The 20301-nt window shown below is 32.4% G+C and carries 24 protein-coding genes; 1 reads left to right on the forward strand and 23 read right to left on the reverse strand.

The window, feature by feature from the left end; genetic code table 11:
* Positions 1-36 precede the first annotated feature (36 nt).
* The 7 genes from ACEN92_RS11630 to ACEN92_RS11660 form a co-directional block, all read right to left on the reverse strand.
* Positions 37-519, reverse strand: a complete 483-nt coding sequence (locus tag ACEN92_RS11630) for a UpxY family transcription antiterminator (protein WP_495638554.1) — start codon at positions 517-519, stop codon at positions 37-39.
* A 15-nt stretch (positions 520-534) separates the two neighbouring features.
* The gene (locus ACEN92_RS11635) at positions 535-1926 is read right to left on the reverse strand and encodes a UDP-glucose 6-dehydrogenase (protein ID WP_495638555.1); all 1392 of its coding nucleotides are present in this window, start codon (positions 1924-1926) and stop codon (positions 535-537) included.
* A gap of 22 nt (positions 1927-1948) precedes the next feature.
* Positions 1949-2932: an SDR family oxidoreductase gene (locus ACEN92_RS11640; protein ID WP_495638556.1), complete on the reverse strand. Its 984-nt coding sequence runs from the start codon at positions 2930-2932 to the stop codon at positions 1949-1951.
* A gap of 9 nt (positions 2933-2941) precedes the next feature.
* Positions 2942-5389: a polysaccharide biosynthesis tyrosine autokinase gene (locus ACEN92_RS11645; protein WP_495638557.1), complete on the reverse strand. Its 2448-nt coding sequence runs from the start codon at positions 5387-5389 to the stop codon at positions 2942-2944.
* 14 nt (positions 5390-5403) lie between these two features.
* Positions 5404-6198: a polysaccharide biosynthesis/export family protein gene (locus tag ACEN92_RS11650; RefSeq protein ID WP_495638558.1), complete on the reverse strand. Its 795-nt coding sequence runs from the start codon at positions 6196-6198 to the stop codon at positions 5404-5406.
* Between the two features lie 69 nt (positions 6199-6267).
* Positions 6268-6888, reverse strand: a complete 621-nt coding sequence (recR, locus tag ACEN92_RS11655; RefSeq protein ID WP_495638559.1) for a recombination mediator RecR — start codon at positions 6886-6888, stop codon at positions 6268-6270.
* Between the two features lie 169 nt (positions 6889-7057).
* Complete coding sequence (locus tag ACEN92_RS11660; RefSeq protein ID WP_495638560.1) at positions 7058-7423, reverse strand: CoA-binding protein; 366 nt, start codon at positions 7421-7423, stop codon at positions 7058-7060.
* A 153-nt stretch (positions 7424-7576) separates the two neighbouring features.
* Here ACEN92_RS11660 and ACEN92_RS11665 point away from each other — a divergent pair, with 153 nt between their 5' ends.
* Positions 7577-8206 carry a MarC family NAAT transporter gene (locus tag ACEN92_RS11665; RefSeq protein WP_495638561.1) on the forward strand — a complete coding sequence of 210 codons (630 nt, stop codon included), beginning with the start codon at positions 7577-7579 and terminating at the stop codon, positions 8204-8206.
* Positions 8207-8278: 72 nt separating this feature from the next.
* On the opposite strand, the gene ctlX is transcribed toward ACEN92_RS11665, so the two are convergent.
* The 16 genes from ctlX to rpsE form a co-directional block, all read right to left on the reverse strand.
* A complete protein-coding gene (gene ctlX / locus ACEN92_RS11670; protein WP_495638562.1) occupies positions 8279-9214 on the reverse strand; it encodes a citrulline utilization hydrolase CtlX in 936 nt (311 codons plus the stop codon).
* 15 nt (positions 9215-9229) lie between these two features.
* Positions 9230-10144, reverse strand: a complete 915-nt coding sequence (locus tag ACEN92_RS11675; RefSeq protein ID WP_495638563.1) for a dimethylarginine dimethylaminohydrolase family protein — start codon at positions 10142-10144, stop codon at positions 9230-9232.
* 59 nt (positions 10145-10203) lie between these two features.
* Positions 10204-11481: a citrate synthase gene (locus tag ACEN92_RS11680; RefSeq protein ID WP_495638564.1), complete on the reverse strand. Its 1278-nt coding sequence runs from the start codon at positions 11479-11481 to the stop codon at positions 10204-10206.
* Positions 11482-11637: 156 nt separating this feature from the next.
* Entirely contained in the window at positions 11638-12930 is a 1293-nt protein-coding gene (gene eno / locus ACEN92_RS11685; protein ID WP_495638565.1) for a phosphopyruvate hydratase, read from the reverse strand.
* Between the two features lie 101 nt (positions 12931-13031).
* A complete protein-coding gene (gene carA / locus ACEN92_RS11690; protein ID WP_495638566.1) occupies positions 13032-14150 on the reverse strand; it encodes a glutamine-hydrolyzing carbamoyl-phosphate synthase small subunit in 1119 nt (372 codons plus the stop codon).
* A 247-nt stretch (positions 14151-14397) separates the two neighbouring features.
* Positions 14398-14889: a 50S ribosomal protein L17 gene (rplQ, locus tag ACEN92_RS11695; RefSeq protein WP_495638567.1), complete on the reverse strand. Its 492-nt coding sequence runs from the start codon at positions 14887-14889 to the stop codon at positions 14398-14400.
* Positions 14890-14925: 36 nt separating this feature from the next.
* The gene (locus tag ACEN92_RS11700; protein ID WP_026109818.1) at positions 14926-15918 is read right to left on the reverse strand and encodes a DNA-directed RNA polymerase subunit alpha; all 993 of its coding nucleotides are present in this window, start codon (positions 15916-15918) and stop codon (positions 14926-14928) included.
* A gap of 21 nt (positions 15919-15939) precedes the next feature.
* Positions 15940-16545 carry a 30S ribosomal protein S4 gene (gene rpsD / locus ACEN92_RS11705; RefSeq protein ID WP_310278805.1) on the reverse strand — a complete coding sequence of 202 codons (606 nt, stop codon included), beginning with the start codon at positions 16543-16545 and terminating at the stop codon, positions 15940-15942.
* Positions 16546-16636: 91 nt separating this feature from the next.
* Complete coding sequence (gene rpsK, locus ACEN92_RS11710; RefSeq protein ID WP_007803677.1) at positions 16637-17020, reverse strand: 30S ribosomal protein S11; 384 nt, start codon at positions 17018-17020, stop codon at positions 16637-16639.
* 8 nt (positions 17021-17028) lie between these two features.
* Positions 17029-17403 (reverse strand): 30S ribosomal protein S13, encoded by a 375-nt coding sequence (rpsM, locus tag ACEN92_RS11715; RefSeq protein ID WP_031456033.1) that lies wholly within the window; start codon positions 17401-17403, stop codon positions 17029-17031.
* A gap of 2 nt (positions 17404-17405) precedes the next feature.
* Positions 17406-17522 (reverse strand): type B 50S ribosomal protein L36, encoded by a 117-nt coding sequence (gene ykgO / locus ACEN92_RS11720; protein WP_072945378.1) that lies wholly within the window; start codon positions 17520-17522, stop codon positions 17406-17408.
* A gap of 12 nt (positions 17523-17534) precedes the next feature.
* Complete coding sequence (gene infA / locus ACEN92_RS11725; protein WP_007136545.1) at positions 17535-17750, reverse strand: translation initiation factor IF-1; 216 nt, start codon at positions 17748-17750, stop codon at positions 17535-17537.
* A 7-nt stretch (positions 17751-17757) separates the two neighbouring features.
* Positions 17758-19104: a preprotein translocase subunit SecY gene (gene secY, locus ACEN92_RS11730; protein ID WP_495638568.1), complete on the reverse strand. Its 1347-nt coding sequence runs from the start codon at positions 19102-19104 to the stop codon at positions 17758-17760.
* A gap of 12 nt (positions 19105-19116) precedes the next feature.
* On the reverse strand, positions 19117-19569 hold the full coding sequence (gene rplO, locus ACEN92_RS11735; protein WP_017495009.1) for a 50S ribosomal protein L15: 453 nt from the start codon (positions 19567-19569) through the stop codon (positions 19117-19119).
* Between the two features lie 11 nt (positions 19570-19580).
* Positions 19581-19763 carry a 50S ribosomal protein L30 gene (gene rpmD, locus ACEN92_RS11740; protein ID WP_017495010.1) on the reverse strand — a complete coding sequence of 61 codons (183 nt, stop codon included), beginning with the start codon at positions 19761-19763 and terminating at the stop codon, positions 19581-19583.
* Between the two features lie 12 nt (positions 19764-19775).
* Positions 19776-20300, reverse strand: coding sequence for a 30S ribosomal protein S5 (gene rpsE, locus ACEN92_RS11745; RefSeq protein ID WP_085950271.1), 525 nt, complete (start codon positions 20298-20300; stop codon positions 19776-19778).
* Position 20301 lies beyond the last annotated feature (1 nt).

Genomic DNA, 20301 nt, shown 5'->3' on the forward strand with positions numbered 1-20301 from the left:
GTTTTTGTAAGTTAAGCAAATTTTTTAATTTTATTATTATAAATCATGTATCTCTTTTTTATATTTCACCTTCAAAACACACCCTAACGATTCTAAAACCAATATATAATGTGTATTTGTCACTTCCTGAACAATTGCATCATGATTACTGAATATTCCGGTTTCTAATTTTATCTTATCCCCTTTTTTATAGGGAATTATTAAAACATCAGAGATATTTGTATTAGAAAGGCTCTTTTTTATTACTGCAATTTCATCATCACGAACAACAGCAGGTTTCCCCAACCAAAATAAATACCTAACTACTCCGGCTATTTGAAATACAGAATTTCTTTGTGCATCCGGCAATTGAACAAAAACATAAGAATTAAAAAGAGGGACTTCAACTTTTTTCTTTCTGTCAGACCATTGTTTTATCTGAGTAATTAAAGGACAATAGCATTCAATTCCTATTTCATTTAACTTTCCAGCTACTTTTTTTTCCCATTTAGGTTTTGTATAAACAACATACCAATTCATGTGATTTGTTTTTTTTTAAGAACCTATTCCATTGTAAATAAAACCAATTGACTTTAATTCTTTTGCATTTAGGATATTTCTTCCATCAAAAACAAAGGCTGGTTTATGCATAGAATCATATATTTTTTGCCAATCATATTTTATAAACTCATCCCATTCTGTAAGTATTGCAACAGCATGAGCTCCTTTGCAAGCTTCATAAGCATCTTCAAATGTGAGAACAGCATTTGTATTATCTGAAGGTTTTCTTGTTTCTAAATAATCTAAGTCGCTTAAAATTTTATTTCGTGATACTTTCGGATCATAAACTGAAATTTTTGCTTGTTCATTAATTAAATCATCTGCCACATATATTGCAGCAGATTCACGGGTATCATTAGTATCTTTTTTAAATGCCCATCCTAAAAAAGTTATTTTTTTATCGGCAACAGTATTATACAATGTCTGAACAATCTTATTTGAAAACCTTCTTTTTTGATAATCATTCATAATTATCACTTGCTCCCAATAATCAGCAACTTCATTTAGCCCATAAGACTTTGCTATGTAAACTAAATTTAAAATATCTTTTTGAAAACAAGAGCCTCCGAATCCAACTGATGCTTTTAAAAATTTCGAACCAATACGGCTATCCATTCCAATAGCACGAGCTACTTCATTTACATCAGCACCTGTTTTTTCACATAAATCAGACATTGCATTGATTGACGAAATACGTTGTGCCAAAAATGCATTTGCAGTAAGCTTAGACAATTCAGATGACCAAATGTTTGTCGTTAAAATTTTATCTTTACTTACCCAATTAGCATAAACATCAACCAGAGCTTTAATTGCTGTTTCACCATCAGGAGTTGAATCACCGCCAATCAAAATTCTATCCGGATTTAATAAATCCGTAACTGCTGTTCCTTCTGCTAAAAATTCAGGATTAGAAAGAATTTGAAACTGAACCCCATTTCCTGTATTATCCAAAATACTTTTTATCGCTTCAGCAGTCCGAACTGGTAAAGTTGATTTTTCGACTACAATTTTATTATCTTTAGAAACTTTAGCTATCTGTCTGGCACATAATTCAATATATTTTAAATCAGCAGCCATTCCTTTACCTTTACCGTAAGTTTTGGTAGGTGTATTTACTGAAATAAAAACCACCTGAGCCTCGTCAATTGCTTTTTCTACATTAGTTGAGAAAAAAAGATTTCTACCTCTTGCCTCAGCGACAATTTCTGAAAGACCAGGCTCATAAATGGGAATATTATCTGTATTTGGATCATTCCAATCTTTGATTCTTTGTTCATTCAAATCTACCACAGTTACTTTAATATGTGGACATTTTTGAGCAATTACAGCCATAGTAGGCCCTCCAACGTAACCAGCACCTATGCAACAAATTTTTGTAATTTTCATGTGTTCTATATTATCTTAATCTTTATTTTAAATTATCCCAATACCAGGCAATAGCTTCTTTTAATCCTTCTTCTAATGAATATTTTGGATTATATCCTAACATATTCTTAGCTTTGTTTATACTTGCCAATGAATGCGGAATATCACCAGCTCTGTTTTCCCCATATATGATTGGCACATCAGCTATTTTTGAATCAAATTCTGTTAAATATTTTTTTAAATATCCAACTAAATCATTTAGGGTATTTCTATCACCAAATGCAGTATTGTAAACTGTATTAATTGCATTAGGGTCATTAGATGAAATGGCCAAAGCATTCATCTGAATCACATTATCTATATAAGTAAAATCTCTTGAATAATTGCCATCTCCATTAATTACAGGACTTTCATAATTCATTAATTGCATTACAAACTTTGGAATTACTGCTGCATAAGCTCCTTCAGGATCCTGTTTTCTTCCAAATACATTAAAATAACGTAATCCGATAGTTTCCAGTCCGTATGTTTTACTGAAAATTTCAGCGTATAATTCATTTATATATTTAGTAATTGCATAAGGAGATAATGGCTTCCCAATTACATCCTCAACTTTTGGCAGTCCTTCAGAATCTCCATATGTAGAAGAGCTGGCGGCATAAATAAACCGTTTTACTTTTGCATCACGTGCTGATATCAGCATATTTAAAAACCCTGAAACATTAACGTCATTTGTAGTTATTGGATCATTTATTGATCTTGGCACAGAACCTAGTGCTGCTTGGTGCAATACATAATCTACACCTGAAATTGCTAAATTACAATCAATTATATTTCGAATATCGCCTTCAATTAATTTAAAATTCGGATTGGTTATAAAATCCTTTATATTATGATGATGACCAGTTGAAAAGTTATCCAGACAAATTACTTTTTGCCCTGAATTTAAAAAATATTCGCATAAATTAGAACCTATAAAACCAGCTCCTCCTGTTATTAAAATAGTATTTTGAAAGTCTGTTTTCATCTATTTTAATTATTTTTTATTGAATTTATTGAAAATACTTTTTAATAAACCTACTTTTTCTTCTTCTCCATAATATCCATTTGAATATGCTCCATAACCAGAGCCATAACCATATCCAGAACCATATTTTGCTTTATTTTCAAAACCATTCAATACGATACTCACATTATTCAACTCCCCTCTTTTAACACGGTTATTCAACAAAGTAATCATTTCCTTTCTTGTATAATTTTGTCTTACCACATATAAGGTAACATCACTAAATTGTACCAATTCAAATGCATCCGAAACAAGTCCAACAGGTGGCGTATCAAGTATAATATAGTCATACTTTTCTTTAAGCTCCTCAATTAACTCACCCATAGCTTCGCTTATAATTAACTCAGAAGGATTTGGAGGTATTGGTCCGGACAGAATTACGTCAAGACATGGAATTTGGGTTTTATTTACTATTTCGTCTAGGTTTTTTTGTTTAATTAGATAATTCACCACACCATTTGGATTTACAAGATTAAACTCTTCAGCTAATCTTGGTTTTCGCAAGTCCAACCCTATTATTACTGTTTTTTTCTCACTTAAAGCAAATACAGTCGCGATATTTATGGAACAGAATGTTTTTCCTTCACCACTAATAGAAGAAGTAATCATTAATGTTTTTGCTCCACCCAACTGCTTTTTTTTATATAAAAATTGCAACGACGAACGAATTCCTCTAAAAGCTTCGGATAGTGCTGATTTTGGTTTATGAAAAACAGCTAAACTGGTATTTTCTTTACTAATGCCTACAACCCCTATCAATGGAATTTGTGTCTGTTTGCTTATGTCTTCCGTGTTTTGAATAGAATTATTAACAAAGAAAAGTATAGAAATAACAATTAAAGGCATTAAAAGCCCTAAAAACAAAGCCAATATATAGTTAACAGAAGTCTTTGGCCCAATCAATCCTCCTCCAATATCTTTTGCCGGGTCAATAAAATGAATATCAGAAAGGTTAGATGCTTTTACAATATCTGCTTCATTTCTCTTTTGAAGAAAAGTACTATAAATGTTATCGTTTAAATCATATTTTCTTTTGATTTTTAATAACTCCTGTTGTTCTTCAGGAAGTCTTCTGATAGTGTTTTCTGCCTGACCTAATTTATTATTTACTAATGCTAAATCATATTGCAGAGACGATTTGGCACTAGCTATATTTTCAAGCAAAACATTTTTTACAGCCATCATCTGATTGTCAAAATCTTTAAAAATTTTATCACTTTTAACAGCATATGACATTTCAGAACGCTGAGTAGACAAAGCAATAAGCTTGGAAACATTTGTAACAATATTAGGATCTTCTATCCCAGCCACTGATGGTGCAGGTAATTTAGAATAATCAACACTGTTTTTTAAATATGCTTTTAAAGAATTATAATAGGCAATTTTTCTGGTCACAGCATCTTTTTCAACATCAAAATCTAAAATTTTATCTGAAAACTTTTCTCCACCTTGTTCTATTTCATATATATTTTTATCCTTTCTGAAAGATTTAAGCTCGTTCCCGTTTTCTTTCAGCATTGATTCCATAGCTACAAGTGTACTATCAATAAAACTTATTGTATTGGTTGCAAACTGATTTTTACCATCTAACTGAATCTTAATTAGCATTTTTACTGTCGAGTTCAAATACTCAACCATTCTGGCCTTATTTGTACCCTGCATAGATAATGTAAGAATCGAACCTGCTTTTTCATCTGTATCAATATTAATCCCACGGTAGCGAGATACTGTAGCATCAAAATCATTAAATCTTACAAAATATTCTTTCCCTTTATAAAATCCCGGATTATCAATTATTTCAAGTTTCCAATTTAAAAATGGTAAATTAACTTGTTCACCGACCTTATATTTTTTAATAAATTCAACGGGCTGAACTGCGGTAGTACTATAAGTATTATTAGAATAAGTAAATAAGGAAACTGAATTATTCTCAAATGGGATTCTGATTTCGTATTCATTTGGGCTTAAAAACTTAAGTTTGATTAATGAACCAACTAATTGAGGTTTTTTTTTATCAATATTAACATAAAAAGGAACTGCACCATAAACATCAATCATGTTATACTTGCCTTGTTCAAGGTAATCTATATAATACTGTAATTTATCTATTACCAGTTCATTATGTGATCTGGATTGCAAAATAGTAGAAATACCATTTACTTGATCCGATATTCCTCCCCAATTAAAAACCAAACTGGTATTAGAGGTAAAAAAAGGATTACTCTCTTCTTTAATCGAAATCAAAGTCTGCATTGAGTAGATCTTTTCCTTACGAATATTGACTTGGTAGGCAATAGTGAATGAAATAATTAAACTCACTAAAAACAATTTCCAATAACTTGCTATTTTTAACAAAAACCCTTTAAAATCAAAACTTGGATGATTTTCAAAAATCGAAAAATCTTTTATATCTAACATTTCTTGTATTTAGTTTAATTTTTCGACAATAAGTAAATTGTTGTTGCCAAAGATAACAAAGTTACAATTGAGCCTATAGATTGTATCCCTGTTTGGCCTGTACCCCAAGTTTTTTGCTTTAGTGGTTTTACATACACATAATCATTAGGCTGTAAGTAATAATAAGGAGATTTCATAACATTTACATCAGTGAGGTCAATATCATTAATTTGCACTCCTGTAGGGGTCTGACGTATTACGGTTACTGCCTTTCGATTACCAACAGTAGTAATATCTCCTGCATTTGCTATAGCTTCCATTATATTTACATGCTCCATATACAAGGTTTTAGTCCCTGTATTTCCTACTTCTCCATTTATTGTATATCTAAACCCTGCTAATTTTACGGTAACAAAAATATTTGCTTCAGCCTTAAAATATTCTTCCTGCAATTTTTTTTCAATTTTAAGGCGTACTTCTTCCAGTGTATAACCAATCACATTTATTTCACCCAAAATTGGCATTCTTATATTTCCGTGATCATCAACAGTAAATCCATTAAAATACAATCCTGATTCAGATTTATCACCATTCCCCCCTGCACCCTCTGAAGGTTTAAAAATAGAAACTAATTTAGGGTCTATTGCTTTAATATCTACACTCAGAACATCATTTACTTGTAACCTGTAAGGTTTTGATTCAACTGCTGAAACTGTAGTTTCATTTTCTGAAGCTCCCTTGTCTTGTAAATACACTAAATCTTTTACAGGAATGCATGACGTAAAAAGTGCACTAGTCAAGAGTAATATATAAAAACAGTTTTTTGTCATTTTTTAAATTTTATAAACAAATATAGCCATTCCTTTAATCTTCAGGAAATCTTACTTCATTTGTATTTATTAATTGTTTTTGAATGTTTTTTCGAAAGGCACACGATACAAAATACTTCTGCCAAGTGTTACTTCGTCTGCATATTCTAATTCATCACCTACTGAAATCCCTCGTGCTATTGTAGAAATTATGATTTCAGCATTAGCAATTTGTTTATAAATATAAAAATTTGTAGTATCGCCCTCCATAGTAGAACTTAAAGCAAAAATAATTTCAATAACTCTACCCAACTTTACTTTTTCGACCAAAGTTGTTATATTTAACTGACTTGGCCCAACTCCTTCAATTGGAGAAATCTTACCTCCTAAAACATGATAAATACCTTTATATTGTCCGGTATTTTCTATAGCCATCACATCTCTGATATCTTCAACAACACAAATAGTTTGATGGTTTCTTGATGAATTGTTACAAATTTCACAAATTTTTGTATCCGAAATATTGTGGCAATTTTCACAAAATTTAATATCCTCTCGCACATTCAGTAGTGCCTCGGATAAAAAAACTGTTTGTTCTTTGGGTTGTTTTAATAAATGCAAAACTAAACGTAAAGCTGTACGTTTACCTATTCCGGGTAATTGTGAAATTTCGCCAACTGCTTTTTCTATTAATTTTGATGAAAATTCCATAGGAATAAAAAGTACTATATTTTTAAATTTTCTGTTACTTTTGAATCATAAAACCAAGTTTTATCTTACAAGTATTTTCTTGAGAATTATTTTAGTCCCAGATAGAAACGACATTTATTTCTTTAAACATTAAAGACAAAGTATATAGCTGGAAACAGCTCCTTAAAAACTAATATTGATTTGTCGCCAACAAAACCAATGTACAGGCTGTCTCGAATTTGATATTATTAAGTTCCAGCAATTGATATAACTCAGGATTTTCTGTTCCCGGATTAAAAACTACACGTTTTGGTTGCGCTTCGATTATATAATTATAGTAATCACGCTGACGTGTTGGATTTAAATATAAAGTTACGGTATCTATATTTTTAACAGGAATGGCTTTAGTATAAATTTTTACTCCCGCAACTTCTCCCGTATTTTGTCCTATTGCCAGAACAGTATGCCCTTTTTGAGTTAACATATTTATTGCTTTAAAAGCGTAACGATCAGGTTTTGTTGTTGCTCCCAGAACCAAGGTTTTTTTATTTTTCATTGTTTTTAAATATATTACAAAAGTAATTAAAAAACTATGAATTCCTGTGCAATATTGATTTAGAGATAAAAAGAAAAAGCAATGTAGTAATATATACAAATTTGTAGTGAAATCTTAAAAATTGATTATTTTTACTGTATTAATCTAATCAATATGGATTTATTTATCTATTTATTTGCTGCTCTTTTTTCTGTCCTGAATCCAATTGGTACTGTACCTATTTTTGTTGGGTTAACTCATGATGATTCTCAAAAAGAACGCGACAGAATTTCGTTATGGACCGCTATAAATGTTTTCATTATTCTAATTGTCTCTTATTTTATTGGCCAATATGTATTGACCTTTTTTGGAATCAGTATTGATGCACTCCGAATTGCCGGTGGTCTTGTAATCTTAAATTCAGGATTTTCATTGTTATCTGGAAAAATAAGTAAAAAAAGAGGAATTAATAAAAAGGTAGAAAATGATGCACAAAAGAGAAATGATATTGCATTAACCCCATTAGCAATTCCAATGCTGGCTGGTCCGGGATCTATTTCTTTGTTAATTGCTTTTTATCAGGAACATCATGAAATGAAAGAAATAATAATTTCAGGTTTAGCTATTTTGGCAATAGCAATTACCATTTTTGTCATCTTAAAAAGCGCACATTATTTAGCTCGCATATTAGGAGCGTCTGGTATTGTTGCTATTTCGAGAATAATTGGTTTCATTGTAATCGCAATAGGAATTCAATATATTGTGAGTTCTATAGTTAATATCGTTAAGGGGAATTTGATGTAAATAGTTCATCAAAAAACACAAAGGGATAAAATATACAATTTTGTCCCTTTTTATTTCAAAAAAAATGATTTCTTAATTTCTTGGCAAGAAAACTTCCGCCATCATGCATCTCGCACTTCCACCACCGCAAGCTTCAATAGTATCTAAACTTGAACTTAAAATTTCAGCATGACTCTCTAATTGTGCAATTTGTTTTGCCGTTAAGCTTTGGTGTGCCGATGTACTCATAACAATATATTTTTTGTCATTTGTTCCCCGGACTTCTAACATATTACCGGCAAAATTATTGACTTGTGCTTCTGTTATTAAAATAACGTCTTTTTTATCTGCTTTTAAATTTTCTAAAACCATTTTACGCTCTTTTTTGTCATCTATACTATCCGCACAAATAACTGCAAAAGTTTCTCCCAAACACATCATCACATTGGTATGATAAATTAATTTTCTCTCACCATCAACAGTTTGAAAGGCTTCAAAAATAACCGGGGCATAATCAAAATCTTCGCAAAACTCTATAAACAGTTCTTCATCAGCACGAGGCGATAAAGCACAATATGCTTTCCCATTGGCTCTGTCTAAAAGCAGACTACCTGTTCCTTCCAAAAAAATGCCATCTTCTTCCGCCGAAGTATAATCTATTATATTATTAATTTCAAAACCCTTATCTTCTAAAATATCTAAAATATCTTCACGGCGTTCCTGACGACGATTTTCGGCAAACATAGGATACAAGGTAACATCCCCATTTTCATGAAATGAAATCCAGTTATTTGGAAAAATACTATCCGGTGTATCAGTGTCAATATTATCATCAATAACAGTCACATCTACTCCTGCGGCTCTTAGTTTTTCTACAAAAGCATCAAATTCTTGTTGTGCCTTTGCATTTACCGTACTTGGCAAGAGTCCATCTAATACTTTTTGATAATAATTATTTATTGCCGTTTGCTCATTCATTCGAAATGCAACCGGACGAATCATCACAATTGAATTTGTCGTTTGTTTCATATTTTTAATGTAAAATTAATCTCTGATTAAAGGCAAAGTAGAGCATCTCAGCAACCCTTCCTGCTTCGCAATTTCAGCATATGGAATTTCTTCAACTGTAAAACCGTTTGTTCGCAACCAGTTATTCAATCTGGTAAAGTTTTTTTCTGAAACTACTATGTTTTCATCAATTGAAAACACATTTGAGAACATATTGTACATTTCATTTCTTTCGATATGAAATAAATTTTCCTTTCCAAAAAGATTTACCAAATACATATAATCAGCTTCTTCACGGAAACCTCTTTTATAAATAATTCCTTTATCTTTTCCTACGGGTTGAAAACAGCAATCTAAGTGCAAAGCATTATCTCTGGCTTCAATTTTAGATTTAACCAAATCGAATTCTTTGACAATTTTATTTGGGAACAAATTTTTAATATAATTTACTCCCTCCATATTAGTCCTTGCTGTTATATAATCTTTATAATCACTTCCTTTATAAGTTCCTATAAAAATATGATCATTCCAAAGCATAACATCACCGCCTTCAATATGAACTTCTTCTGGCGGACGAACCACTTTTAAAGGGTTTATTTGATCAATTACATATTGAATTGCATCTAGTTCACGTTCCCTGTCTGGTAAAATATTTGATTTTATAAAGACATCATCAATTACAAAACCAATATCTCTGGCAAAAATTTGATTGTAATTCTCTATCATTTCCGGACGATAAACTTTTACATCATATTTTTGAAAAACGGCATTAAAAGCATCCATTTCAGCAACCATATCTTTTTCGAGAGGATACGTTCCTGCTTTAATATGTTCCAATGATTTGGGATCATAAGCCTCCTCTATAGATGGTGTTGGCCCATTATGAACGGCAGAACCCAAGACTACAGCGCGTAATCTTGATGTTTCGTTCTTTATATTTAATTGCAACATAAGTGTTAGATTTTGTTGCAAATATAAAAAAAGCTTCACAGTTAAGTGAAGCTTTCATTTTATTTATTTGACTTAAAATCTCTCAATGGATGACCAGTGTAAATTTGTCTTGGTCTTCCAATCGGCTCTTTATTTTCTCGCATTTCTTTCCATTGTGCAATCCAGCCTGGTAATCTTCCAATAGCAAACATTACTGTGAACATGTCTGTAGGAATACCTAAAGCTCTGTAAATAATTCCGGAATAGAAATCTACATTTGGATATAAATTTCTTGATTTGAAATATTCGTCTTCAAGAGCGGCTGATTCTAATTTTTTAGCAATTTCCAGAATCGGGTCTTCAACTCCTAATGTTTCTAATACTTCTTTAGCTGCTTTTTTTATAATTTTTGCTCTTGGATCAAAGTTTTTATAAACTCTATGACCAAATCCCATTAATCTAAACGGGTCGTTTTTATCTTTTGCTTTTGCTAAAAACTTATCCGTATCTCCTCCATCTTTATTGATGTCCTCTAACATTTCAAGAACTGCCTGATTTGCACCACCGTGAAGTGGTCCCCAAAGAGCAGAAACTCCTGCAGAAATAGAAGCAAATAAACCAGCATGGGATGAACCAACCATTCTTACTGTTGAAGTAGAACAGTTTTGCTCGTGGTCTGCATGAAGAATAAACAATTTATCCAACGCATCCACAACAACCGGATTAGCTTTGTAAGGCCCTGTAGGCAATTGAAACATCAATTGCATAAAATTCTCTACATATCCCTTTGTATTATCATAATAATTTAATGGATAACCCATTGATTTTCTATATGTCCAGGTAGCAATTACAAGAAACTTAGCCATTGTTTTACAAATGGCCTCATACATTTCTTTTTCATTATCTACATTAACAGCTTTTGGATTAAATGCCGTTAAAGCACTTGTCAATGCAGACAAGACGCCCATTGGATGTGCTGTTTTTGGAAAACCGTCAATGATATTTTTCATTTCTTCGTTTACCAAAGTATGCTTTTTAATATCATTTTCGAATTGCTCTAATTGTTGAGCCGTTGGCAATTCTCCAAAAATCAATAGGTAAGAAACTTCAAGGAAATTTGCTTTTTCAGCTAAGTCTTCAATTGAATATCCTCTGTAACGCAGAATTCCTAATTCTCCGTCTAAGAAAGTGATTTCACTTTTGCAGGAACCTGAGTTTTTATAACCAGGATCAAGAGTAATAATACCAGTTAAATCACGTAATTTGTTAATATCGATAGCCGATTCATTTTCGCTTCCTGTGATTACCGGAAGTTCAATTTTCTTACCATCTACTTCTAATGTAGCTATTTTTGACATAATATATCTGAAATAATTCTTTAAAATAATAATTTATCAAATCTAAGGAATTTAAGACTAATTAAAAAAGGAATAATGCCATGAATTTGTTAAAACTCCAAAAAAAAACCATTCGTTTATCACGAATGGTTTAAATCTACAATATAAGACTTACAATTATTTGATTTTAAAAGCATTTAGCCCTGGAAAATAAGCAGTGCTTCCTAATTCTTCTTCGATTCTTAATAATTGATTGTATTTTGCCATACGATCAGAACGAGAAGCGGAGCCTGTTTTAATTTGTCCGCAGTTTAAAGCTACCGCTAAATCTGCAATTGTATTATCTTCTGTTTCTCCTGAACGGTGAGACATAACTGAAGTATACCCTGCATTTTTAGCCATATTTACAGCTGCAATTGTCTCAGTCAAAGTACCAATTTGGTTTACTTTTACTAAAATTGAATTTGCAATTCCTTTTTCAATACCTGTAGATAAACGCTCAACATTAGTAACAAATAAATCATCTCCAACTAATTGAACTTTATGTCCAATTTTTTCAGTAAGTAATTTCCAACCATCCCAGTCATTTTCATCCATTCCATCTTCAATAGATATAATTGGATATTTAGCTACTAGTTCAGCTAAATACTCAACTTGTTCAGCGGATGATCTAACTTTACCTGTTTCTCCTTCAAATTTAGAATAATCGTATTTACCGTTTACATAAAATTCAGCAGAAGCACAGTCTAATGCGATCATAATTTCGTCTCCAAAAGTATATCCTGCATTTTCAACTGCTTTTTTGATTGTATCTAAAGCATCTTCAGTACCACCAGCTAAATTTGGAGCAAAACCACCTTCGTCACCTACAGCAGTACTTAAACCTCTATCGTGCAATACTTTTTTCAAGCTATGAAAAATTTCAGTTCCCATTTGCATAGCATGTGTAAATGAAGTTGCCTTTACAGGAAAAATCATAAACTCCTGAAATGCAATAGGCGCATCTGAGTGAGAACCACCATTGATGATATTCATCATTGGCACAGGTAATGTATTAGCAGAAACTCCACCAACATATCTGTATAATGGCAATCCAAGTTCATTAGCAGCAGCTTTTGCAGCAGCCAAAGAAACTCCTAAAATAGCATTAGCTCCTAATTTAGATTTATTTGGAGTTCCATCTAAATCAATCATTAATTGGTCAATCGTGTTTTGTTCAAAAACGGAAGTACCAACTAATTCTTCAGCAATAACAGTATTTACATTATTCACTGCATTCAAAACTCCTTTTCCTAAGAATGCTTTCCCTCCGTCACGTAGTTCAACAGCCTCATGTTCTCCAGTTGAAGCTCCAGATGGAACAGCAGCTCTTCCTAAAACTCCATTCTCTGTAACTACATCAACTTCAATGGTAGGATTTCCTCTGGAATCAAAAATTTGTCTTGCGTGAACTTTAATTATAATACTCATTATTTTTGTTTTTTATTAGTAAATTATATTTTTTTTTCGAAATTATAAAAATATTTAATATTAAAAACGTATTTTCAATATTAAATACCTTTATTTATTAACTATATCGTTTTAGCGGTAGCCTGCTTTATATTCTCTACAAACTGATCGAACAAATACGATGAATCATGCGGTCCTGGACTAGCTTCCGGATGATATTGTACTGAAAAACAATTCTTATTTTTCATACGCATTCCCGCAACTGTATCATCATTTAGATGTATATGTGTAATCTCTAATTCCGGATGATCTTCTAAAGCTTCTCTTTTTACAGCAAATCCGTGATTTTGAGAAGTTATTTCACCTCTGCCAGTAATAATATTTTTTACCGGATGATTAATTCCACGATGACCACCAAACATTTTATATGTTTTAACTCCATTAGCCAGAGCTATAACCTGATGACCCAAACAAATTCCGAATAATGGTTTATCATCTGCTATAATTTCTTTAGCAACTTGTATAGCACCAAATAAAGGATCTGGATCTCCAGGGCCATTTGACAAAAAGTATCCATCAGGATTAAACTCCGACAAATCTTTATATGTTGAATTATAAGGAAAGACTTTAATGTAACAATCTCTTTTTGCAAGGTTTCTCAAAATATTCTTTTTGATTCCAAGATCTAAGGCAGATATTTTATAAGTAGCATTTTCATCACCAAAAAAATAAGGTTCAGTAGTTGAAACTTTTGATGCCAACTCTAAACCTTCCATGTTTGGCACATTAGCCAATTCTTTTTTCAACTCTTCAATCGAAGTTCCGTCTGTACAAATAACAGCATTCATAGCTCCGTTATCACGAATATAGCTTACAAGAGCTCTTGTATCAACATCAGAAATACAGATTAAATTTTGTTTTATAAAATAATCCTCTAAACTTCCCGAAGCATCTTCTCTTGAATAATTAAAGCTGAAGTTTTTACAAACTAAACCAGCAATTTTAACGCTATCGGATTCAATTTCTAAATCATTAACACCATAATTTCCAATGTGTGCATTAGTAGCCACCAATATTTGTCCAAAATACGAAGGATCTGTAAAGATCTCCTGATATCCGGTCATTCCTGTATTAAAACAAACTTCACCAAAAGTTTTACCGCTAATCCCGATAGATTTTCCATGAAAAATAGTTCCATCACTTAGTAATAAAATGGCGCTTTGTCGTGTCGTGTATTTCATTCTTTAATTGTGTTGTTTTTTATCGTCTCCTAAACAAGCTGTAGCTGTTTATTTGTAATTAGATATTTTGCAAATTTACTTTTTTAAAAGAGTGCCTCCAAGATTTTTTAAAAATTTCATTAATAAAAATAAAACCTAAACTCTTAAATAAGTTAAATTCTGCTTTTTTTTTCTAAAAAAAATCAAAAAAAAAGGATAAACTAAAATTAGCTTATCCTTGGTTTCTATAGAATCATTACTTTCATAACTATTCAGAAGCTTCAGTAGTCGTTTCTGATTCAGCAGCAGGAGCTTCAGAAGTTGTCTCCTCAGCTTTTTTAGCTTTACCACCACGACGGCTTTTTGCTTTTTTAACTTCTTTTTTACCTCCATTGTAAAGTTCATTGAAATCTACAAGTTCGATCATTGCCATATCAGCATTATCCCCCAAACGATTTCCGACTTTAATGATACGAGTGTATCCACCTGGACGGTCTCCAACTTTAGCAGCTACGTCTCTGAATAAATCAGTTACCGCATATTTACTACGTAAGTAAGCAAAAACAATACGACGATTGTGAGTCGTATCTTCTTTTGATTTTGTGATTAAAGGCTCAACGAATTGTTTAAGCGCTTTAGCCTTAGCAACAGTAGTATTAATACGTTTGTGCTCGATAAGAGAACAAGCCATATTAGCCAACATAGCTTTTCTATGTCCAGTCTGTCTGCTTAAGTGATTGAATTTTTTTCCGTGTCTCATTGCTATTTTAAATTTAATCCCGCAAGCGGGATTGAATTATTCTTTATCTAATTTGTATTTAGCTAAATCCATTCCGAAAGTTAAATTTTTAACTGCTACAAGTTCATCTAGCTCTGTTAAAGATTTTTTACCAAAATTACGGAATTTCATCAGGTCATTTTTATTGAACGATACTAAATCACCAAGTGTATCAACTTCAGCCGCTTTCAAGCAATTTAATGCTCTAACAGATAAATCCATATCAACAAGCTTAGTTTTAAGCAATTGTCTCATATGCAATGACTCTTCATCATAAGATTCTGTTTGTGCAATTTCGTCAGCCTCGAGTGTAATTCTTTCGTCAGAAAACAACATGAAGTGGTGAATTAAAACTTTAGCAGCTTCAGTAAGTGCATCTTTTGGATTGATTGATCCATCAGTTTTAATTTCAAAAACTAACTTTTCATAATCTGTTTTTTGCTCTACACGGAAGTTTTCAATTGCATATTTTACATTTTTTACCGGAGTAAAAATTGAATCTGTAAAAATAGTACCAATTGCCGCATTTTGTTTTTTGTTCTCCTCAGCAGGAACATATCCTCTACCTTTTTCGATTGTTAAATCGAAGTTCAATTTGATTTTAGAATCTAAATTACAGATAACAAGGTCTGGATTCAGAACTTGGAAACCTGAGATAAATTTTTGAAAATCACCTGCTGTTAATTGATCTTTACCAGAAACAGAAATTGTAACTGCTTCATTATCGATATCTTCAATTTGACGTTTGAAACGTACTTGCTTTAGATTAAGGATAATTTCGGTAACATCTTCAACAACACCTGAAATAGTAGAAAACTCATGATCTACACCCTCGATACGAACAGATGTAATTGCATAACCTTCTAATGCTGAAAGCAAAACTCTTCTAAGTGCATTACCAACTGTCAATCCATAACCAGGTTCTAAAGGTCTAAATTCGAATTTACCTTCAAAATCGGTTGAATCGATCATGATAACTTTATCGGGCTTTTGAAAATTAAATATTGCCATAAATTTCGACTAAGTCAATTATTATTTGTTGTACAACTCTACGATTAATTGTTCTTTAATGTTTTCTGGAATTTGAAGTCTTGCAGGTACAGAAACGAAAGTTCCTTCTTTAAGATCTTGATTCCAAGTAATCCATTCATAAACATGACTTGAATTTGATAAAGAACGTTCGATAGCTTCTAAAGATTTAGATTTTTCACGAACAGCAACTTTATCACCAGGCTTAAGGTGATAAGAAGGAATATTTACAACTTCACCATTTACAGTAACGTGTCTGTGAGAAACTAATTGTCTAGCACCTCTTCTTGAAGGAGCAATACCCATTCTAAAAACAACGTTATCTAATCTTGCTTCACATAGTTGCAAAAGAACTTCACCAGTAACACCTTTAGTAGCTGATGCTTTTTTAAATAAACCTCTGAATTGTTTTTCTAAAATTCCATAAGAATATTTAGCTTTTTGCTTTTCCATTAACTGAACTGCATACTCAGATTTTTTACCTCTTTTTTTAGCCATCCCGTGTTGTCCAGGTGGGTAATTTCTTTTTTCGAAAGATTTGTCATCTCCGAAGATTGCTTCGCCAAATTTACGAGCAATTCTAGTTTTAGGACCAGTATATCTTGCCATTTCTAAAAATTAAATTTAAGGTAGAGATTATGAATTCAGGTCATATCCTTCGATAATCGTTTATTCTACCTTGTTATACTTAAATATATTATTAAACTCTACGTCTTTTTGGAGGACGACATCCATTGTGAGGCATTGGAGTAACGTCGATAATCTCTGTAACTTCAATTCCACCGTTATGAATAGAACGGATAGCAGACTCACGTCCATTTCCTGGTCCTTTTACATAAACCTTAACTTTTTTAAGTCCTGCCTCAAGAGCTACTTTACTACAATCTTCTGCTGCCATTTGAGCTGCGTACGGAGTGTTCTTTTTAGAACCTCTGAAACCCATTTTACCAGCTGAAGACCAAGAAATAACTTCACCTTTCTTGTTAGTCAAAGAAATAATGATGTTGTTGAAAGTGGCAGAAATATGAGCTTCACCCGTTGATTCAACGATAACTTTACGTTTTTTTGCAGTTGCTTTAGCCATATTACTTATTATTTAGTTGCTTTTTTCTTGTTAGCAACAGTTTTTCTTTTACCTTTTCTTGTTCTAGAGTTGTTTTTAGTTCTTTGCCCTCTTAAAGGAAGACCAGATCTATGACGGATACCTCTATAACATCCAATATCCATTAAACGTTTGATGTTCAAAGAAACTTCAGAACGTAATTCTCCTTCAATTTTGTAAAACCCAACTGCATCACGAATTGCTCCGATCTCGTCATCATTCCAATCTTGAACTTTTTTATCTTGGCTAACTTGAGCTTTCTCTAAAATCTCAATTGCTCTACTTCTTCCTAATCCGAAGATATAGGTAAGTGCTATAACACCTCTCTTATTTTTTGGGATATCTACCCCTGCTATTCTTGCCATAATTATCCTTGTCTTTGTTTAAATCTAGGATTCTTTTTGTTTATTACGTACAATCTCCCTTTTCTACGCACAATTATGCACTCGGGACTTCTCTTTTTTACTGATGCTCTAACTTTCATAGTGAATATCCTTTAATATCGATAAGTAATTCTTGCTTTTGACAAGTCATAAGGGCTCATTTCTAGTTTCACTTTATCACCAGGTAATAATTTGATGTAATGCATACGCATTTTTCCAGAAATATGAGCAATTACAATATGTCCATTTTCTAACTCTACACGGAACATCGCATTTGACAATGCTTCAATGATTGATCCGTCTTGTTCTATTGCTGATTGTTTTGCCATAAATATATTAAGCTACTGCTTTTCTATTTTTACCAGTCTTCATTAAACCATCATAATGTTTGTTTAACAAGTATGAATTGATTTGTTGAATAGTATCTATTGCAACTCCAACCATAATTATTAATGAGGTACCTCCAAAAAACATTGCCCAAGATTGTTGTACATCCATAATACTTACAACAATAGCCGGGAACACAGCAATCAAAGCAAGGAATAAAGATCCTGGGAAAGTTATTAAAGACATCACTTTATCAAGGAAGTCTGAAGTTTCAGCTCCTGGACGAACTCCAGGAATAAAACCACCACTTCTTTTTAAATCATCAGCCATTTTATTAGTAGGCACAGTAATCGCAGTATAAAAGAATGTGAATACAATAATTAAAGTTGCAAATACAAAATTATACCAAAAACCAAACATATTACTAAATGCACCAACAATAGATTGTGATGTATCTGATTTAGACAATCCAGCTACAGCAGCAGGAATAAACATAATTGCCTGAGCAAAAATGATTGGCATAACCCCAGAAGCATTAAGCTTAAGTGGAATCCATTGTCTATTACCACCAGCTAAATCTTGCTCGTAATCTCCTGTTGTTGTACGACGAGCATACTGAACCGGAATTCTACGTACTGCCATAGTAAGCAATACACAAGCAATAATAACTAACAACCATACAATAATTTCAATAACCAACAACATCGGACCACCGTTGTTATTCGTAACTCTGGTTGTAAATTCTTGTATAAAAGCTTGCGGTAGACGAGCTAAGATACCAACCATAATCAATAATGAAATTCCATTTCCAATACCTTTATCAGTAATTTTTTCTCCAAGCCACATAGCAAATATTGTACCTGTAACTAAGATAATAACAGAAGAAAACAAAAACTCAGGAGAGTTGAACCCTAGCAAAAATGCATTGCCAGGTAATGTTCTGTATAAATTGTAGATATAAGTTGGACCTTGAACCAATGTAATAGCAATAGTTAACCAACGTGTAATTTGATTAATTTTTTTTCTACCGCTTTCTCCATCGTTTTGAAGTTTTTGCAAATATGGAATCGCAATTCCCATTAACTGAACAACAATAGACGCAGAAATGTAAGGCATAATACCTAAAGCAAAAACTGAAGCTTTAGAGAAAGCACCTCCGGTGAACATGTCAAGGATAGATCCTAAACCATTTTTTGTTTGTCCCGCTAAACCAGTCAATTGAGTTGCGTCAATTCCAGGAAGCGTAACGTGTGCTCCAAAACGATATACTAAAAGCAAACCTAATGTAATCAGGATTCTGTTTTTCAGTTCTTCGATTTTCCAAACATTACTTATTGATTCAATAAATTTCTTCATACAATAGAAAAATTATATTGTTACGGCCTCTCCACCAGCAGCTTCAATAGCAGCTTTTGCAGTAGCAGTAAATTTGTGAGCAGTTACTTTTAATTTTGCTTTCAATTCTCCTCTACCCAAAATCTTAACGATTTCGTTTTTGGTAGCCAGACGGTTTGCTACGAAATCTGTCATTGAAACAGAATCAGTAATTACACCATTATCTACTAATAATTGAAGCGTATCTAAATTAACACCTTCGTATTCTTTACGGTTGATGTTTGTGAAACCAAACTTAGGCACACGTCTTTGAAGCGGCATTTGTCCTCCCTCAAAACCAATCTTTTTAGAATAACCAGAACGAGATTTTGCTCCTTTGTGACCTCTTGCAGAAGTACCACCTTTTCCAGAACCTTCTCCTCTACCTAATCTTTTATTTTGATTGTGTGTTGACCCTTCAGCTGGTTGTAAGTTACTTAAATTCATAACAGTATTTGTTATTTAGCTTCTTCGACAGAAACTAAGTGTTTAACTTTGTTTATCATCCCAAGGATAGCAGGGTTTGAATCATGCTCTACAACTTGTCCCATTTTACGTAGACCCAAAGCTTCCAAACCTCTCTTTTGAGAAAGAGGACAGTTGATTTTGCTTCTTACTTGTTTTACTAATAATTTAGCCATAATTTCCTTGAATTAACCTTTAAAAACTTTTTCTAAAGAAACACCTCTTTGTTTTGCAACAGTATAAGCGCTTCTCATTTGTAATAAAGCATCAAAAGTTGCTTTAACCACGTTATGAGGATTTGATGATCCTTGAGATTTAGATAATACATCGTGAATACCTACTGATTCAAGAACTGAACGAACAGCTCCACCAGCAATAACTCCTGTACCATGAGAAGCAGGAATTAAGAATACACGTGCACCACCAAATTTACCTTTTTGTTCGTGAGGAACAGATTGTCCATTCAAAGGAATTTTTACTAAATTTTTCTTAGCATCTTCTACTGCTTTCGCAATTGCTTCAGAAACGTCTTTAGATTTTCCTAATCCGTGACCAACTACTCCGTTTTCATCACCTACAACTACAATAGCAGAAAAACCGAAAGCTCTACCACCCTTTGTAACTTTAGTAACACGATTAACACTTACCAGACGATCTTTAAGTTCAAGACCACTTGGTTTTACCAATTCTACATTTTTGTATTTAGACATAATA

The organism is Flavobacterium sp. Flavsp81 (assembly GCF_059491325.1).